Raw genomic sequence first — 17,833 nt, 5'->3', positions numbered from 1 at the left:
CCTGTTAAAGCAGGCCTCGCATCACATGCCCCTTGTAGACCCCGAGGATGCGCACCTTTTCGGAGAAGAAACGCAGCTCCTCCAATGCTCGGCGAACGTTCGGATCGTTCGGATGGCCCTCGATATCGGCGTAGAATTGCGTCGCCACGAATTTTCCGCCGAGCTGATAGCTTTCAAGCTTCGTCATGTTGATGTTGTTCGTCGCAAACCCGCCGAGCGCCTTGTAGAGCGCAGCCGGAATGTTGCGAACGTTGAAGACGAAGGTGGTGACGACCTTTTCCTCAGCCGAAGTGCGTTGCGCCCATTCCTCATCGCGCGACAGGATCACGAAACGGGTGACGTTGTTTTCCGTATCCTCGACATTCTCGGCGACGATCTCCAGCCCGTAGAGATCAGCGGCAAGGCGCGGAGCAAGCGCCGCCATCGAGCGATCGCCGGTTTCCTTCACGAGTTTTGCCGCCCCGGCCGTATCGCCGGCGATGACAGGCTTCCAGCCGTGAGCGCGCACAATCTTGCGGCACTGTCCGAGGGCGTGGATATGGCTGTGGACGGTGCGGATCTCATCCTTGGTGACCCCGGGCAGAACCATCAGCTGAAAGCGGATCGGCATGAAATATTCGCCGATGATATGCAGCCGCGATTCCGGCAGCAGATGATGGATGTCGGCGACGCGTCCGGCAATGGTGTTCTCGATCGGGATCATTGCGATATCGGCGTCGCCATTGTCGACTGCCGTGAAGGCATCCTCGAAAGTCTGGCAGGGCAGCGGCTCCATTGTCGGAAACATGTCGCGGCAGGCCATGTCGGAATTGGCGCCGAATTCGCCCTGGAAGGCGATCCTGTTGGTCTTGATGTTCATGATAGTCCCGTCAGTTCTGCCGTGCAGAGAGGATTCGCCGCGCTTTTTCGAGGTCGGCCGGAGTATCGACACCGAGCGGAACCGTGTCAACGATCTCGGCATCTATGCGCATGCCGGCCTCCAGTGCCCGCAACTGCTCCAGCGATTCGCGCTTTTCAAGCGTCGACGGGCCGAGCGACACGAACCGTTCGAGCGCTGCGCGCCGATAGGCATAGAGGCCGATATGATGGTACAGCGGCCCCTTGCCGTAGGGCGCCGTTGCGCGCGTGAAGTAGAGGCCGCGCAGGCGGGTGTCAGAAATCGGCGAGCCAATGACCTTGACGATGTGCGGCGCAGTCTTGTCCTCCTCGTTGTCGATTTCGATGGTGAGCGTGCCGATATCGACCGCTTCGTTCTCGAGGGGGCGCAAGGCCGCCCGCACCGTTTCCGGCTCGATCGTCGGCAGGTCGCCCTGGACGTTGACGATGAACTTCGCCTTGCCGTCCGGATCAACCTTCTTCAACGCCTCGAAGATGCGGTCCGAGCCGGATTGATGATCCTTGCTGGTCATGACGACTTCGAAACCGGCGGCGGCCACCGTATCGAACACTTGCGGATCGTCGACGGCGACGACGACGCGGCCGATTTCGGCTTCTTTTGCGCGCATGGCCACCTGCACGATCATCGGCAGTCCGCAAATATCCGCGAGCGGCTTGCCCGGAAGCCGGGTGGAGGCCATCCGTGCCGGGATCAATACGAGCACGTCGTCGAAATTTGAATCACGCATGGTTCGGGCCTTCTATTCCGGGCTGAAAAGTGTCAAAAAGTCTCACGCATAAGACCATTTAGACAGTTGCAACGAACAGTCAAAAGACATAGGTTCCGCGCGATTTCAAGATGGTCCGGTTCTGGTCTGCCGGCTGCAAGGGGAGCATTGCAGATGAATTCATACGTCAATACGGCCGTGGGGGCACTGCTCGGAACGATTTTCGTTCTGATGTCGGTCTCCATCGCGTCCGAGGGGATCTTCCATTCCGAAGCGCCGGAGAAGGAAGGTTTCGCGATCGTTGCCGAAGAGGCGCCTGCCGCCGGCGGCGAAGCTGCGCCGGCCGCTGCCGTTCCGATCGCCCAGTTGCTCGCTTCTGCAGATGCCAAGGCCGGTGAAGCGATCTTCAAGAAGTGTCAGGCCTGTCATGACGGCACCAAAGGCGGACCGAACAAGGTCGGTCCGAACCTCTTCGGTGTCGTAGATCGCCCGATCGCCTCGCATGAGGGCTTTGCCTATTCCGCTGCGATGAAGGATTTCTCCAAGGGCGGCAGCGAGAAGTGGACTTTCGAGAACCTCAACAAGTTCCTGCTGGCGCCGAAGAAGGACGTTCCAGGCACCGCGATGGGCTTCGCCGGTCTGGCGAAGGATCAGGATCGCGCCAACGTCATCCTCTACCTGCACACGCTCGCTGATTCGCCGGTGCCGCTTCCGGATCCGAAAACGGCCACGCAGTGAACGGCACGATGATCGCATTCATGGAAAAGCCCGGCTCGCAAGCCGGGCTTTTCTTATTATGCCGAGACCCGCTCAGGCGCCCAGGAAATAAGCCCAGAGCGAGACCGTGATGGCGCCGAGCGCCGTTGTCACCGTGATCGTCGAGGCGGCGAGGCTGTGACCGACGCCGAACCGGTTGGCGATCAGCCAGGCGTTGACGCCTGTCGGCACCGACGAGGTCAGCACGATTGCTGCCGTCCATTCAGGGCTGAGGCCGAGGAGATGGCTCGCCGCCCAGACGCAACCGGGCAGCAGCAGCAGCTTTAAGCTCGAGGTGACGCTGGCAATGCCGAAATTGCCGGAGACGCCGTATCTCTCCAGCGCCATGCCGAGCGAGATCAGCGCCGCCGGACCGGCAATGCCGGCGATCTGATTGACGACCGTCGCCAGCGTCGCTGTCATGGTAAGGCCGGAAAGGTGCATGGCCATGCCGGCCGCAAGCCCGATCACCAACGGATTGCGTATGAGATTGATGGCGATCTGGCGAAGCACGAACACCATGCTGCGGTCGCTTTTGCCGGCGATCTTGCGCTCCGCGTGCTCCATCAGCACTGTGCCGGCGACCATCATGACAGGCAGATGCACGGCAAGCAGGATCGACAACGCCACGAGCCCTTCGTCGCCGATGGTCCGCTGAACGAGCGGCAGCCCGATGAAGACGTTGTTGGCGAAGGCTGAGGACACCCCGGCAAGTACGCCGATCCGTTCGTCGCGGCCGAAAAGCCGTGTGGCGGCGATATGCCCGGCCGTCCAGGTGATGGCGACGCCGGAGAAATAGACGATCCAGAGCCGGAAAGGGGAGGCGCCGTGGAAATCCGCTTCGGCGATGGTGCGGAAGAGCAGAAGCGGCACGGCGATCTTGAAGACGAATTCGCTGAGCGCGTCGCCGACATTCGATGCCATCAGACCGCTGCGAACGATCACCCAGCCGATGAGGATCAGGATGAAGATAGGAAGGACGTCGAGAATGATGGCTGACATGAGGCGGGATGCTCTGCGGGGAGGGGAGTATCCGACCTCTACAGCATCGGCGCGAAAATCGGAATCGATTTTCGGTAAGCCCGATGCGCAGATTTAAAGAGTGAGAGCCTCCTTTGTGCGCCCGAACGGACGCACGGCGCTCGATCAGCAAAAGGCAAGCGCCGCCCGATCCGGCCGCGGAGCTCTCCGCAAAGCAAAAAAAAGCGGGCAAAGCCCGCTTTTCCGCTCCGGCCTTGCCGGAGGGATCACGAAGCTGCCAGTTCATCCGTGGTCAGCATCGCGCCGGTAAGATCGAAGGGATCATCCCTCGGGCGCCCGGCTGCAACTGAAAGCTGCTCATGCCGGTCTTCCTGCGAATATTTGTAGATTTCGAAGATGACAGGGGCATGACGAACAAGCGGCACTTTTGCTAAGAAATAGATGCGCCATCCGCCATTTGTCCTTCCAAACCCCAGAAATTTCGCTAAGACCAAACCCCGGCTATCACAAATCCGGGACCTCCCATTTCATGACAAGATTCGATGTTCTGACGGTCGGCAACGCAATCGTGGATATCATCGCCCGCTGCAACGACCAGTTCCTCATTGACAACCAGATCACCAAGGCGGCGATGAACCTCATCGACGCCGAACGCGCCGAACTCTTGTATTCGCGCATGGGACCGGCTCTCGAAGCCTCCGGCGGCAGCGCCGGCAACACGGCGGCGGGCGTTGCCAACCTCGGCGGCAGGGCGGCCTATTTCGGCAATGTCGCTGCAGATCAGCTCGGGGACATCTTCACCCACGACATCCGCGCCCAGGGCGTTCACTACCAGACGAAGCCGAAGGGCACCTTCCCGCCGACCGCGCGTTCGATGATCTTCGTCACCGAGGATGGCGAGCGTTCGATGAATACCTATCTCGGCGCCTGCGTCGAACTCGGTCCTGAGGATGTCGAGGCCGATGTCGTTGCCGATGCCAAGGTCACCTATTTCGAAGGTTATCTGTGGGATCCGCCGCGCGCCAAGGAGGCGATTCTCGACTGCGCCCGCATCGCCCATGAAAACGGCCGGGAAATGTCGATGACGCTATCCGACAGTTTCTGCGTCGATCGGTACCGCGGCGAGTTCCTCGATCTGATGCGCTCCGGCAAGGTCGATATCGTCTTTGCCAATCGCCAGGAGGCGCTGTCGCTTTACGAGACCGACGATTTCGAAGAGGCGCTGAACAGGATCGCCGCGGACTGCAAGATCGCCGCCGTGACGATGAGCGAGAACGGCGCCGTCATCCTGAAGGGCCGGGAGCGTTATTACGTCGATGCGATCAGGATCCGGGAGGTTGTGGATACGACGGGTGCCGGCGACCTGTTTGCCTCCGGCTTCCTCTATGGCTACACGCAGGGACGGTCCCTCGAGGATTGCGGCAAGCTCGGCTGCCTGGCTGCCGGCATTGTCATCCAGCAGATCGGCCCGCGCCCGATGACCTCCCTTTCCGAGGCCGCCAAACAGGCGGGGCTTATTTGAAGGCTTCGCCGGGATAGGCGCCCCAGATTTCCGACTGCGCCACCCAGCCCGCGGCGCCGTCGGTTTCTGCGTGGCACCAATCGCCGTTGCATTCGCCGATCGTCAGCATCACGCCGGGTTCCAGCTTGGCGACGATCGAGGCGGAGGGCTGCGCCTCACGGCGCAGATTGACATAGACGCCCTTGCCCTTCGTCTTCATCCAGGGCGCGGCGATCGCTGCGCGCTGGCCCGATAGCAGCGACTGGTTGACCCAGCCTTCAGTACCATCGGCATCGCGGATGCGGCGCCAATTGTCGTATTCCTGGATGATCTCCACCGGAAGGCCGGATTTCAGATACATCCACGATACGGCGAAGTCCGTTCCCGGGCCGATGCGCAGGTTGACGCGCTTCGATTTCAATGTGACGAAGCGCGGCAATGGCAGGCCGCTCGGCCCCTTGGCCGCCTGCGCATGAGCAAATTCTAAGGTTCCCATGGATGCGGCCAGAGCGATCGCAAGGGCGAGGCAGGACTTCAGGACTTTGCTGCGCATGGAGGCTTCCGTTTGCTCGAATTCGCGCCAGGCACGGCCTGCGCGCGGTCCGGGCTTTTACATTCCACGGCTGCACCACGAGTTTTGTTTGTCTTCGCGTGCGGGTCTGGTAGAAATTGCCCGGAACGGGAAAATTATCACCCCTCTTGGTTAAAGACCTCTGAACAAGGCACCGCAGGCAGCCATGACAGCGAAGAAAAAACCGAAGGTCTACATCACCCGCAAGCTGCCGGATGCCGTCGAAACCCGAATGCGGGAGCTCTTCGATGCCGAGCTGAACATCGATGACACGCCGCGCTCCATTCCCGAACTTGTCGCCGCTGTCCGGACCGCCGACGTGCTGGTGCCGACCGTCACCGATCGCATCGATGCGGCGCTGATCGATGAGGCGGGACCGCAGATGAAGCTGATTGCCAGCTTCTCCAACGGCACCGACCACATCGACGTCGAGGCGGCGGCGCGCAAGGGCATCACCGTCACCAACACGCCGAACGTCCTGACCGAGGACACTGCCGATATGACGATGGCACTGATTCTCGCGGTTCCGAGGCGGCTCGGCGAAGGGGCGCGGGTCCTGACCGACAAGCCGGGCGAGTGGGCCGGCTGGTCTCCCACCTGGATGCTCGGCCGGCGCATTCACGGCAAGCGGATCGGCATCGTCGGCATGGGGCGAATAGGCACGGCGGTGGCCCGCCGCGCCAAGTCTTTTGGTCTTTCGATTCACTACCACAACCGCAAGCGCGTCAATCCGGCCGTCGAGGACGAGTTGGAGGCAACCTATTGGGAAAGTCTTGACCAGATGCTGGCCCGCGTCGACATCGTCTCGATCAACTGCCCCTCGACACCGGCGACCTTTCACCTGATTTCGGCGCGCCGCCTGGCGCTGCTGCAGCCGACTGCCTATCTCGTCAATACGGCGCGCGGCGACGTCGTCGATGAAACCCAGCTGATCAAATGCCTGAGGGAGGGCAAGATCGCCGGCGCCGGCCTCGACGTCTTCGAGAACGAGCCTGCCGTCAATCCGAAGCTCGTCAAGCTCGCCAATGAGGGCAAGGTCGTGCTGCTGCCGCATATGAGCTCGGCGACGATCGAAGGCCGGATCGACATGGGCGACAAGGTCATCATCAATATTCGCACCTTCATCGACGGCCACAGACCGCCGAATCGGGTGCTGCCTGGCCGCTGATGCGCGTCAGCGTATAAGGCTCTTCCGCATCTCGACGAAGGTCGTCCTGGTGAAACCGGGATGCGCCTTCTCGGCAGTTCTGGAAAATCCCCATGCGGCAAAGACGGCGTGATTGTCGGTAAGCTCGATGCGTGTCTCCAGCCGCAGGGCGGCAAGGCCGAATTCTGCAGCCGTCTCCTCGGCAACTGCCAGCAAACGCCTGCCGAGGCCCTTGCCCTGCACTGCCGGCAAAACGGCGAGCTTGCCGACATAGAGACAATCGGCCTCCGGCCGCAGAAACAGGCAGCCGGTCAGTTTGCCATCGTCGATGACGACATGGCCGATCTCGGCCTCAGCCTTTGCTGCCAGCGTTTCCGCCGTGAGACCGAGCGCCGAGGATGGCGGATCGATCCTGCCATTCATCGAAGCGAAGGCCGTGAGGATGAGGGCGAGCAGTTCGTCCCAGCGCGTGAAGTTCTGGTCGAGGCGGATAATCCTCATCCGGCCTGCCTGGCGCGGCGGCGCTTATAGCGTACGGTTTCGAACCGGGCCGAGAGTGCGTCGTAAAGCAGCAGCCGCCCGATCAGCGGTTCGCCGGCGCCGGTGATGAGCTTGATCGCCTCCATCGCCATCATCGTGCCGATGACGCCGGTGAGCGCGCCGATAATGCCGGCTTCAGCGCAGCTGGGAATCAGCCCCGCCGGAGGCGCCTCGGGAAACAGGTCGCGATAGGCTGGGTTGGGCGCTCCGTCCTCGGCCGTCTCATAAGGTTTTAGCACGGTCAGTGAACCGTCGAAACGACCGACGGCGCCGGTGACGAGCGGGATACGTGCTTCCTCCGCCGCATCGGCCGCGGCATAACGCGTATCGAAATTGTCGGAGCCGTCGATCAGGAAATCGAAGCCGGGTAATTGACGCCGGGCAGTCTCGCGAGAAAAGCGTTCCTCGAAGAGGACGAGCCGGACATGCAGGTTGAGCCTGGCAATTGCCAAGGCGGCGCTTTCGGTTTTCAGCTCGCCGATCGTGCCGGAATCATGGATCACTTGGCGCTGCAGATTGGACAGCGACACCCGGTCGTCGTCGACGATGCCGAGCGTGCCGATACCGGCGGCGGCGAGATATTGCAGGATCGGCGCACCGAGCCCCCCGGCGCCGATCACCAGCACACGGGCGGCTTTGAGTTTCTGCTGGCCTGCGCCGCCGATTTCGGGGAGCAGGATATGGCGTTGATACCGGGCGATTTCATCGGGGCTGAGAGGTTCCATGGCGGCGATCGTAGCATGGCCGCCGACATCGGCAAAAGCGACATCGGGAAAAGCTGTCTCACTCATCCGAACACCCTTCCGTCCGCAACCGTAAAGAACTGCGCCCTGTCGCCGAGGGCCGAGAACATTCCCCGATCCGTTCCGGTCATGAAGGCCTGACCTCCCAGTCCGTCGATAAGGTCGAACAGCGCGGCGCGCCTGTTCTCGTCGAGATGCGCAGCGATCTCGTCGAGCAGCAGGATCGGCGCATGACCGGTGAGATTGCCGACGAGTCGCGCATGGGCAAGCACCAAGCCGACAAGCAGTGCTTTCTGCTCGCCGGTGGAACACCGCTCCGCCTCCATCGCCTTTTCGCGGTGGTGTACGATGAGGTCGGTCCGGTGCGGCCCCTCCAGCGTGCGCCCTGCGCCGGCATCGCGGTAACGGCTCTCGGCGAGCATCGCCGCGTAGTCGTCCTCGAGGTCGACCGATGGCCGCGAGAACTGGCCGTCCATGAAGCCTGAGAGCTGCAGCGAGGCTGACGGGAAAGGCGAACTCTCCAGTGTTTCCTCGGTCAGCCGGGTCAAGAGGCCGAGCATCTCCTGGCGGGCGAGCGCCATGGCGATGCCCAGGCTAGCCATCTGTTCTTCGATACCGGCAAGCCAGGAACGGTCGAAGCGACCTTCGTCCAGCAGCTTGTTGCGGCTGCGCATGGCGTGCTCGAAATCGCTCGCGCGGCGGCCGTGGGCGGGATCGAGCGACAGCACCAGGCGGTCGAGAAAGCGTCGGCGGTCGGCGGAGGCGCCGGTGAAGAGCCCGTCCATCGCCGGTGTCAGCCAGAGAAGACGCAGATGATCGGTCAGCTCGTCGGCGGTTTTAGCCGGGGTGCCGTTGATCCGAAGCCGGCGGGCTGTGGTGTCCTCGCCCGTTTCTATGCCGGTTCCGATCTCGACTTCGCCCTCCATGCCGTCAAGCGCCGCGAAGATCGAAAAGCCGCCGGCCGCGCCGACGCGGGTAATGTCGCGATAGGCGGCTCGGCGCAGACCGCGGCCGGGCGAAAGCAGCGAGACCGCCTCCATGAGATTGGTCTTGCCGGCGCCATTGTCTCCGGTCAACACGGCATGCCGACCATCGAGACTAAGGCTCGCGGCGGCATAATTGCGGAAGTCTGTCAGCTTCAGACGGGAAAGAGAAACCTTATGCGGCATTGCGTATCCGGGTTCGTGAAGCGTGACAGCTAAGCCGAAGCGGCGCGGTTGGCAAGCGCGCCGCTTCGCGCCGCGGATCGCGCGCACTTTACCAGAAGCATCGCAAACACGATCGATTCTGGAACTTTTCGGTACCGTTTTCCTAAATTCTGGAAAAATACAACCGCATCAGAGGCCTCCGACATTGGGAGTCCTCACCGACGACGGTCACCGTCGGGGTTCTCGGATAGCCTGTATAGCAGGGCTTCTGCGACTTTCCTCGATGGCTGCTGACGTAACGTAATGCCCAGAAAAAGTCGGTTGAATTTTGCAACTGCCGGGTTGCGTTATCCCGGGAAAACGATATGGTGAACAAAAGGTTCATGTATAAGAGAGTGGTGAAGTGCCAGATCCGGTCGATATCATTGTTGGTCGCAACATCAGACAGCTTCGCGCCATTCGTCGTGTTTCCCAGCTCGAGCTTGGTGAAGCACTCGGACTGACTTTTCAGCAGATCCAGAAATATGAAAAGGGGACGAACCGCGTTTCAGCCAGCAAGCTGCATCAGATCGCGGTTTTTCTCGGCGTCGAGATCTCCGCCCTCTTCGAGGGGACGGATATATCGGAATTCGGCGGCCGTATCGAACTCAGCCCTGATGCCTATGCCCTTGCGCTGAGCTACGACAAGCTGAACTCGGCTGCGGGCAAGGAAGCGGTCAAGACCATCCTTACACTCATGAGCGGCGACGTGGTCGAGAGCGCCGCCTGACTCAGCCGAAGCGGTCAGCTGATCTCGGAAAAGCAACACTTCTTCAGACAGGGACGATCACCGAATTAGGTCGGGCTTGTCCGTAGCAGTAGACGCATTTCGCGACGCGCTGGTGAATCAGTGAATCTCGCACCCATGCAACGCCGTCAGCAGGTCGTCCTGCGTCTGGTGGCCGGCGTGGTAGAGGTCGATCGCGATACTGGCGATGGAAAGGCCCTGCTGGCTGCGAAGCTTGATATTGCGCTCGGCACACCATGTGTAGATTGCGCCGGCGAGAACGTCGACATCTTCGGACTGAGAGGAAAAGGCTGGCGCCATGATGGATACTCTTGCTTCGTGGTCCCCGTTAGAGCGTCTGCATCCAAATGGGACGCGCCGGAAACGCTCTGTCGCTCTGAAACTGCGCATCACCCTCCTGACATCGATGCCGAGATCCTGGGTCATGCGCTGACGGCAGAGATTGGAGTCATTTTAAAAACTTGCAAGCGGCATCATCTGGCTGCGTTAACGCAAGTTCCTGTTCCGATCCGGCGCCGTGTCGATCTGGAACAGATCGCCCGGCAGATCTGGAACAGATCGCCCGGCATGAACTCCCATGTCTCAAATCAGGATTTGCGCGAGCAAAAAAAGCCGGAGACGTTTCCATCCCCGGCTCTCGCGATTGCGTATCGATCGACCGCTCAGCCTTCGAAGAATTCCTTCATCCGAGCAAAGAAGCCGGTCGACTCGGGATTGTTCTCCTTGGAGGAAATCTGCTCGAATTCCTGCAGCAGTTCGCGCTGACGCTTGGTGAGCTTTTGTGGTGTCTCGATCTGGATCTGGATATAAAGGTCGCCTGTCTGCGCCGAACGCAGCACCGGCATACCCTTGCCCTTGAGACGGAACTGTTTGCCGGCCTGCGTGCCCTCAGGCACGCTCACCCGCGATTTGGTGCCGTCGAGCGTCGCGACGTCGAAGGTTCCGCCAAGAGCAGCCGTCGTCATCGAGATCGGCACGGCGCAATAGAGGTCCGCTCCGTCGCGCTGGTAGAATTCATGCGGCTTCACCGACAGGAAGATATAAAGATCCCCGGCCGGTCCGCCGCGAGCCCCGGCTTCGCCCTCGCCCTGCAGGCGGATGCGCGTGCCGTCCTCGATGCCGGCGGGAATATTGACCGAGAGCGACCGTTCTTCCGTCACCCGGCCCTGGCCGTGGCACTTCGGGCACGGATCGGGAATGATCTGGCCGCGGCCGTGGCAGGTCGGGCAGGTTCGCTCGATCGAGAAGAAGCCTTGGGCCGCGCGCACGCGGCCCGAGCCCTGGCAGGTGCCACAGTTCTTCGGCTGGGTGCCTGGCTTGGCGCCCGAACCCGAACAGACGTCGCAGGTGATGGAAGTGGGAACGCGGATCTGCGCGGTCTTGCCCGAGAAAGCCTCTTCCAGCGTTATTTCCATATTGTAGCGAAGATCGGCGCCGCGCTCGCGGCCCCCGGCAGAGCGCTGACGCGCCCGGCCGCCGCCCATCATCTCGCCGAAAATATCCTCGAAGATGTCGGAGAAGCCGCCACCGGCAAAGCCACCGCCACCGCCGCCCATGCCGCCATGTTCGAAGGCCGCATGGCCATAACGATCATAGGCTGCCCGCTTTTGCGGGTCCTTGAGCATCTCGTAGGCTTCGTTGATTTCCTTGAACTTCCGTTCGGCTTCCTTGTCATCCGGGTTCTTGTCCGGATGATATTTCATTGCCAGCTTTCGGAAGGCGCTCTTCAGCTCTTTCTCGTCCGCCGATTTGGCTACACCCAGAGTTTCGTAAAAGTCCGCTTTTGCCATTAAGGATTAAACCCCGGAAATGGATTTCCGGCTGCCATGGTGAGCAGCCGGATCAGGTGTTGAAGCACTATCACGCCGCCGCGGATTACGCGGACTTCTTGCGGTCGTCGTCCTTGATTTCCTCATAGTCGGCGTCGACGACATTGTCGCCGCCTTCCGCGGAGGTATCGGCAGCAGCGCCGCCTTCGGCCTGCTGTGCTTCATAGATCGCCTGGCCGAGCTTCATGGATACTTCCATGAGCGTCTGGGTCTTGGCCTTGATGTCTTCGGCGTCGGCTTCGGTCGCCTCGGTCGAGGACTTCAGCGCGGCGATCGCATCCGAGATCGCGGTGCGGTCGGCTTCGGAGACCTTGTCGCCGTAATCCTTCAGCGACTTTTCCGTAGAGTGGATCAGGCTTTCGGCCTGGTTCTTGGCTTCGACGGTCTCGCGACGCTTCTTATCTTCGGCAGCATGCGACTCGGCGTCCTTGACCATCTTTTCGATGTCGGCGTCGGAGAGGCCGCCGGAAGCCTGGATGCGGATCTGCTGTTCCTTGCCGGTGCCCTTGTCCTTGGCCGAAACCTGCACAATGCCGTTGGCGTCGATGTCGAAGGTGACTTCGATCTGCGGCACGCCGCGCGGCGACGGCGGCAGGCCGACGAGGTCGAACTGGCCGAGCAGCTTGTTGTCGGCAGCCATTTCGCGCTCGCCCTGCGAAACGCGGATGGTGACGGCCTGCTGATTGTCTTCGGCGGTCGAGAAGGTCTGGCTCTTCTTGGTCGGGATCGTCGTGTTGCGTTCGATCAGACGGGTGAAGACGCCGCCGAGCGTTTCGATGCCGAGCGACAACGGGGTGACGTCGAGCAGCAGAACGTCCTTGACGTCGCCCTGCAGAACGCCGGCCTGGATGGCGGCGCCGAGCGCAACCACTTCATCCGGGTTGACGCCCTTGTGCGGCTCCTTGCCGAACAGCTGCTTGACGACTTCCTGCACCTTCGGCATGCGGCTCATGCCGCCGACGAGAACCACTTCGTCGATTTCGGCAGCGGTGACACCGGCGTCCTTGAGGGCTGCCTTGCAGGGCGCGATCGTACGCTGGACCAGATCGTCGACCAGGCTCTCGAGCTTGGCGCGGGTCAGCTTCAGCGTCAGGTGCTTCGGGCCGGAGGCGTCAGCCGTGATGAACGGCAGGTTGATTTCGGTCTGCTGCGACGCCGACAGTTCGATCTTGGCCTTTTCCGCGGCTTCCTTGAGGCGCTGCAGGGCAAGCTTGTCGTTCTTCAGATCGATGCCGTTGTCCTTCTTGAATTCGGCAACGAGATATTCGACGAGGCGCATGTCGAAGTCTTCACCGCCGAGGAAGGTGTCGCCGTTGGTGGACTTCACCTCGAAGACGCCGTCACCGATCTCGAGGATCGAAATATCGAAGGTGCCGCCGCCAAGGTCGTAGACGGCGATCGTCTTGCCGTCCTTCTTGTCGAGACCGTAGGCGAGAGCGGCAGCGGTCGGCTCGTTGATGATGCGCAGGACTTCAAGACCGGCGATCTTGCCGGCATCCTTGGTTGCCTGGCGCTGCGCGTCGTTGAAGTACGCCGGAACGGTAATGACGGCTTTCTCGACCTTTTCGCCGAGATAGGATTCGGCGGTTTCCTTCATCTTCTGAAGGATCATCGCGGAAATCTGTGCGGGCGAGTAGCCCTTGCCATTGGCTTCGACCCAGGCGTCGCCATTGTCGCCCTTGACGATGCTGAAGGGAACGAGATGCTTGTCCTTCTCGACGGTCGGGTCTTCGTAGCGGCGGCCGATCAGACGCTTCACCGCAAAAAGCGTGTTCGTCGGGTTGGTGACCGCCTGGCGCTTGGCCGGCTGGCCGACGAGGCGCTCGCCATCATCGGAAAAGGCCACCATGGAAGGGGTCGTGCGCGCACCTTCCGCGTTCTCGATGACCTTTGCGTCCTTGCCGTCCATGACTGCGACGCAGGAATTCGTCGTTCCAAGGTCGATACCAATTACTTTTGCCATGTCATTCTCTCCTTGAAGCAAGCTGTCGGAACCCCCAGAAGGCATTTCCCTGACAGCCCCTTACGGGATGGGTCTACTTGCGATTACGCAATCGTGATTGCGGTGATGCGGCGTATATAAGGAGCGGTTTTCTCGACTGCAAGGCGGGAAATGGCCCCGAATCCGGCAAAACGAATGTGTTGCCTTCAATTTTCGCAGCAGCCGGGAAAGAGGCCGCCCGATCCGCGGAAAGCGTACGATTTCTAGGATAGATGGCTTGCGCCGGGCATGCCGCACGGAATCTCATTGACCCATGATCAGGTCGAGCAGGGTCGTGCGCCGAGGCTGCACCGAAGAGGTCGTCTGCGACCCACCGACATCGCCGGGCGGCACGATGCCGTCGTAGCCTGAACTGCCGCCGTCGGCTACGTCTGCAGGAGGAACAGGGCCGTTGCCGGGGCTTGCCCGCTGTTGCCGGACAGGCGCCTGTGGATACCGTTCTGCATTCTCGCCGCCGCCGAAGACGCCGGAAATGATGCCGCCGATCGTCGTCTGTGGCGGCACTTCGGCCGTGACCGGCTGCCCGCCGTCGGGCGCTGCCTGCGCCATCGGCTGGCCGCTGTTCGGATCGTCGATGAGCTGGCCGTTGCCGAAGAGCGGCGCCGGCGAAAGACCCTTGTGGGCGGCGACCATGAATTCCTTCCAGGCTTTGGCTGGAAGACCGCCGCCGGTCACCTTCTTCATCGGCTTGCCGTCGTCATTGCCGAACCAGACGCCTGTCGTGAGGTTGCTGGTAAAGCCGACGAACAGCGCGTCGCGCGAATTCTGCGTCGTGCCGGTCTTGCCCGCCGCCTGCCAGCCGGGAATCTTGGCACTCTTGCCGGTGCCGTTTTCGATGACGCCCATCATCATCGCATCCATCTGCGCGGCGATCTGCTCGGAAAGCACGCGCGGCGGACTGTCATAGGTATTTTCGTAGAGAACCTTGCCCTCGGCGGTCGTCACTCGGCGGATGACGTGCGGCGTCGCCTTGTAGCCGCCGTTCATGAAGGCTGCATAGGAGGCGGTCAGTTCCATCAGCGACACTTCGGACGTCCCGAGTGCAATCGAGGCGTTCGGCTGCAACTCGCTTTCGATCCCGAGCCGGTGGGCGAGCTTGATCACCTGATCCGGCCCGTCATACATGACCAGCTGCGCGGCCACCGTGTTCAGCGACTTGGCGAGCGCGGTCGCCAGCGTCACTTCGCCATTGTATTTCTTCTCGTAATTCTCCGGAGTCCAGTCGCCGATGCGAATCGGCGCGTCGTTAAACACCGAAAATGGCGTCAGCCCTTTTTCCAGCGCTGCCGTATAGACGAAGGGCTTGAACGAAGATCCCGGCTGGCGCTTGGCCTTGACGGCGCGGTTGAACTGGCTCGTCGCATAGTCTCTGCCGCCGACGAGCGCCCGGATCGCCCCGGTGCCGTCGATCGAGACCAGGGCCGCCTGCGAGGCATCGAGTTTGCCGCCCTCCTTCTCCAGCACGTCGACCAGCGACTGCTCAGCCTTCTTCTCCAGCGATTTGTCGATCGTCGTATCGACGATGATGTCTTCCTTGACGTCGCCGATCAGTCCCGGCAATTCGTCCATGACCATATCGGCGACATAATGCCCGGCGCCCGACCAGTAGCTCTTGGCCGAAGCCGGGGTCTGCGACATCGCTGTCTTGACCTCGGAATCGGTGATGAACCCCTGCTCGCGCATCGCCGCCAGCACGAGCTGGGCGCGTGCATTCGCCGCTTCCGCGTCGCGGGCCGGCGAAAGCCGCGACGGCGCCTTGAGCAGGCCCGCCAGCACCGCTGCCTCGCCGAGGTTCACATCCCGCGCCGATTTGTTGAAGTAGCGGCGAGAGGCCGCCTCGACGCCATAGGCGTTCGATCCGAAGAACACCCGGTTGAGATACATCGCAAGAATCTGGTCCTTGGTGTATTTCTGCTCCAGCCAGAGCGCGAGCAGCACCTCCTGCACCTTGCGTTCCAGCGTTCTCTCGGGAGAGAGGAAGAGATTCTTGGCAAGCTGTTGCGTCAGGGTCGAACCGCCCTGCACCATGTGGCCGGCCGTGAAATTGGTGACGATCGCCCGCCCAAGGCCGAGCGGATCGACGCCGAAATGCGAATAAAAACGCCGATCTTCGATGGCGATGACGGCTTCGGGAATATAGGGCGACATGTTTTCGAGCGACAGCGCCTCGCCGCCGGTGGCGCCGCGATTGGCAATGACGCTGCCGTCGACGGCGGTGATCTTGACGTTCGGCGGACGCTCGGGGATCGCCCATGTGCTGGCGCTCGGCATGCGCGAGCCGTAATAGAGAACGAGCCCGGCAACACCGATGCCGGCCCAGATGAAAAGCACGACGCACCAGTAGACCACGCCGCGCAGGAAACCGAAAAGGCCGCCGCCTTCACGCTCCCGCGGCTCGCGCCGCCGCTGGCGGGCGGCACGCTGCGGCAGGGGCTTGGAGCCGCCGCGACGCGCGGATCTGCTTCCGATGACGCGGTCATCGGCGTCGAGCGAAAATTCATCATCTTCGCGGGCCGGGCGGCCGCTGAAGGACGGTTCGATTCTGTCGCCTGATTTGCCTCTGCCTGCCATCGCGGACCGGTCGCATCCCCTGTTCGATCGCGAAGCCCACTTCGCAAAACGGCGCCCTGTTACAGCGCCGGGCGTCTCTCTAGACGCGAGAAGGACGCTGTAGCACTTTGAAGTGCTGCATAATTTTGTCCTTAAACTGATTTCGATTTAAGGAACCATACAGCGGGCGACGCGATCATCCGAGTGAACTGTAATTGCGGCGATTTAACGGGGTGTTAAAGGACAACGAGCGAGTGGTCGCGCTGTCGCGGCGCGCGGGTCATGACCACAGACCCGGGAGGCGGTGTAACAATAAAATGGAATTGCTGATTTAAGAATTATGCACCGACTGGAACCAATAGGCTCGACGGCTGTTTATGGAGAAGCGGGACAGCCCCTCACGTCCCGCGAATGATCGGCCGTCTCCCCTCAACGCGCGCCGATCGACATCAGGCCCGGTGCATCCCCCCAAGGAGCGCCGGGCTTTTTCTCGGCTCCGTTCACGATGAGTGCTGTTGAGAAAAGGGCGGCATCGCTGCCGCCCTGCTCTTTCAGTCGCACTTGGGATCGCCCGGACGGCAGACGAAGGGCGAGGCCCTGGGGTCCGGATGATTGTAGGTGTCGGCTTTGCCGCCTCTGAACTGCGGCAGGTCACGGAAATCCGAGCTCCTGGTATCCCTGTCCCGACGCTCCCGCCTGCGAGCTTCATCTCTGCGGTCGTCCCGTCGATCCTCGTCGCGCCAGTCCCGGTCCCGGTCGCGATCCCGACGATACTCGCGGACCCGGTAGTCCCGATCCAGGTAATCCCGATTGCGATAGTCGCGGTTGCGGTAATAGTAGTCCGGGCCGCGGCTCCAGCGGTCACGCTCGCGATAAAAATCGCGATGGCGGTAGTAACGGTCCCAATAATTGCCGACGCTGAAGGTGACCAGCGGAATGCCCAGCGGACGGTAATATTCCGGGCCAACATAGACGCGGCGTTGCTCGTAGACTGCCTGCACGTACTGGCCCGAAACCCAGCCGCGGCCGCCGTAGAATTCGACGTCACACCAGTTGACGTTGGAAAGGCATCCACGGATTTCGACGGACGAACCGGCGGGTATGACGGCGACTGCGGGATACCGGGTGCTTGGCCCTGCGCGCATGTTGACGTTTGCCGTCGAGTAACCCTCGGCGGCCTGCGCTATTGCCGGAGCCAGCACAAGCAGTGTGGCCGCGGCTATTTTGACGATGAGTTTTTTCACGCTTCTCACTCCTCGTTGGCGTGTTTTCTGGCAGCGCTCGACTGCCTTTCCTTGGCATATGCCATTTGGAACGAAAGATAGAGCGATCGCCGGCATTTGTTATGGCGTCACCAGTCGCTTTGTCTTTCAATACTTTATAGGCCGAGCGCGATGAACGTAGCTTGAACGGGGGGAGATTTGTGCTCTCATGCGCTGCTACAGGGCACATGAACCGACAGGAGCGCGGAGCGTCTCCGGCACGTCAGGCTGTTCGGCAATTGAGGTCTGGTCCCGACCGAAAGGTTAACCTTTTGTTAACCTTTCGGCGGCAGTCTGACATCAATACCCGCTTGCTCCTTGACCACGGATGAACTGGCACCGAGCCGAGCGGATGACGAAAGGCCGGGCGACCGGCCTTTTTGTATTTTTGATTTTAGCGCGCCGACACTGC

General features: G+C 61.4%; 17 protein-coding genes. 4 read left to right on the top strand and 13 right to left on the bottom strand.

The annotated features are described in order from the left end of the window. Positions 1-4: 4 nt before the first annotated feature. Together FHT70_RS24815 and FHT70_RS24810 are read right to left on the bottom strand one after the other, a co-directional pair. Positions 5-859, bottom strand: coding sequence for a prephenate dehydratase (locus FHT70_RS24815; protein WP_097600445.1), 855 nt, complete (start codon positions 857-859; stop codon positions 5-7). 10 nt (positions 860-869) lie between these two features. Further along, positions 870-1,625, bottom strand: coding sequence for a 3-deoxy-manno-octulosonate cytidylyltransferase (locus FHT70_RS24810; protein WP_064800235.1), 756 nt, complete (start codon positions 1,623-1,625; stop codon positions 870-872). Between the two features lie 153 nt (positions 1,626-1,778). Between FHT70_RS24810 and FHT70_RS24805 the strand changes: the two genes are divergently transcribed. Next, positions 1,779-2,342: a cytochrome c family protein gene (locus FHT70_RS24805; RefSeq protein ID WP_085776528.1), complete on the top strand. Its 564-nt coding sequence runs from the start codon at positions 1,779-1,781 to the stop codon at positions 2,340-2,342. A 72-nt stretch (positions 2,343-2,414) separates the two neighbouring features. On the opposite strand, the gene FHT70_RS24800 is transcribed toward FHT70_RS24805, so the two are convergent. Beyond that, positions 2,415-3,362 carry an AEC family transporter gene (locus FHT70_RS24800; protein ID WP_183705474.1) on the bottom strand — a complete coding sequence of 316 codons (948 nt, stop codon included), beginning with the start codon at positions 3,360-3,362 and terminating at the stop codon, positions 2,415-2,417. Between the two features lie 245 nt (positions 3,363-3,607). Further along, on the bottom strand, positions 3,608-3,835 hold the full coding sequence (locus tag FHT70_RS24795; protein WP_183705472.1) for a hypothetical protein: 228 nt from the start codon (positions 3,833-3,835) through the stop codon (positions 3,608-3,610). A gap of 35 nt (positions 3,836-3,870) precedes the next feature. On the opposite strand from FHT70_RS24795, the gene FHT70_RS24790 reads away from it, so the two are divergent. Beyond that, positions 3,871-4,863, top strand: a complete 993-nt coding sequence (locus tag FHT70_RS24790; protein WP_097600443.1) for an adenosine kinase — start codon at positions 3,871-3,873, stop codon at positions 4,861-4,863. Here the strand turns inward: FHT70_RS24790 and FHT70_RS24785 are convergent. Further along, the gene (locus FHT70_RS24785; protein WP_011423530.1) at positions 4,856-5,395 is read right to left on the bottom strand and encodes an SH3 domain-containing protein; all 540 of its coding nucleotides are present in this window, start codon (positions 5,393-5,395) and stop codon (positions 4,856-4,858) included. The genes FHT70_RS24790 and FHT70_RS24785 overlap by 8 nt on opposite strands. 184 nt (positions 5,396-5,579) lie before the next feature. Between FHT70_RS24785 and FHT70_RS24780 the strand changes: the two genes are divergently transcribed. Further along, positions 5,580-6,581, top strand: a complete 1,002-nt coding sequence (locus FHT70_RS24780; protein ID WP_097600442.1) for a D-glycerate dehydrogenase — start codon at positions 5,580-5,582, stop codon at positions 6,579-6,581. A 6-nt stretch (positions 6,582-6,587) separates the two neighbouring features. Here FHT70_RS24780 and FHT70_RS24775 read toward each other — a convergent pair whose 3' ends face one another. From FHT70_RS24775 to recF, 3 genes are all read right to left on the bottom strand, one after another. After that, positions 6,588-7,061, bottom strand: a complete 474-nt coding sequence (locus FHT70_RS24775) for a GNAT family N-acetyltransferase (RefSeq protein WP_183705471.1) — start codon at positions 7,059-7,061, stop codon at positions 6,588-6,590. Next, positions 7,058-7,825 (bottom strand): molybdopterin-synthase adenylyltransferase MoeB, encoded by a 768-nt coding sequence (locus FHT70_RS24770; RefSeq protein ID WP_183705508.1) that lies wholly within the window; start codon positions 7,823-7,825, stop codon positions 7,058-7,060. Before FHT70_RS24770 ends, FHT70_RS24775 begins: the two co-directional genes overlap by 4 nt. Before the next feature lie 62 nt (positions 7,826-7,887). After that, positions 7,888-9,012: a DNA replication/repair protein RecF gene (gene recF, locus FHT70_RS24765; RefSeq protein ID WP_183705470.1), complete on the bottom strand. Its 1,125-nt coding sequence runs from the start codon at positions 9,010-9,012 to the stop codon at positions 7,888-7,890. A 382-nt stretch (positions 9,013-9,394) separates the two neighbouring features. Here recF and FHT70_RS24760 point away from each other — a divergent pair, with 382 nt between their 5' ends. Further along, on the top strand, positions 9,395-9,760 hold the full coding sequence (locus tag FHT70_RS24760) for a helix-turn-helix transcriptional regulator (protein WP_085776533.1): 366 nt from the start codon (positions 9,395-9,397) through the stop codon (positions 9,758-9,760). 117 nt (positions 9,761-9,877) lie between these two features. On the opposite strand, the gene FHT70_RS24755 is transcribed toward FHT70_RS24760, so the two are convergent. The 5 genes from FHT70_RS24755 to FHT70_RS24735 form a co-directional block, all read right to left on the bottom strand. Then, complete coding sequence (locus FHT70_RS24755) at positions 9,878-10,078, bottom strand: hypothetical protein (RefSeq protein WP_085776534.1); 201 nt, start codon at positions 10,076-10,078, stop codon at positions 9,878-9,880. A 362-nt stretch (positions 10,079-10,440) separates the two neighbouring features. Next, complete coding sequence (gene dnaJ, locus FHT70_RS24750) at positions 10,441-11,568, bottom strand: molecular chaperone DnaJ (RefSeq protein WP_085776535.1); 1,128 nt, start codon at positions 11,566-11,568, stop codon at positions 10,441-10,443. Positions 11,569-11,653: 85 nt separating this feature from the next. Beyond that, positions 11,654-13,570 (bottom strand): molecular chaperone DnaK, encoded by a 1,917-nt coding sequence (gene dnaK, locus FHT70_RS24745; RefSeq protein WP_183705469.1) that lies wholly within the window; start codon positions 13,568-13,570, stop codon positions 11,654-11,656. Between the two features lie 282 nt (positions 13,571-13,852). Then, positions 13,853-16,180: a transglycosylase domain-containing protein gene (locus tag FHT70_RS24740; protein WP_183705468.1), complete on the bottom strand. Its 2,328-nt coding sequence runs from the start codon at positions 16,178-16,180 to the stop codon at positions 13,853-13,855. Positions 16,181-16,710: 530 nt separating this feature from the next. Further along, positions 16,711-17,403 carry an SH3 domain-containing protein gene (locus FHT70_RS24735; RefSeq protein WP_085776538.1) on the bottom strand — a complete coding sequence of 231 codons (693 nt, stop codon included), beginning with the start codon at positions 17,401-17,403 and terminating at the stop codon, positions 16,711-16,713. Positions 17,404-17,833 lie beyond the last annotated feature (430 nt).

Origin of the sequence: Rhizobium sp. BK049, assembly GCF_014193135.1 — a bacterium.
Classification (GTDB): Bacteria; Pseudomonadota; Alphaproteobacteria; order Rhizobiales; family Rhizobiaceae; genus Rhizobium.
Note: the sequence above shows the minus strand (reverse complement) of the source record. Positions and strands in the feature narration are given on the sequence as shown.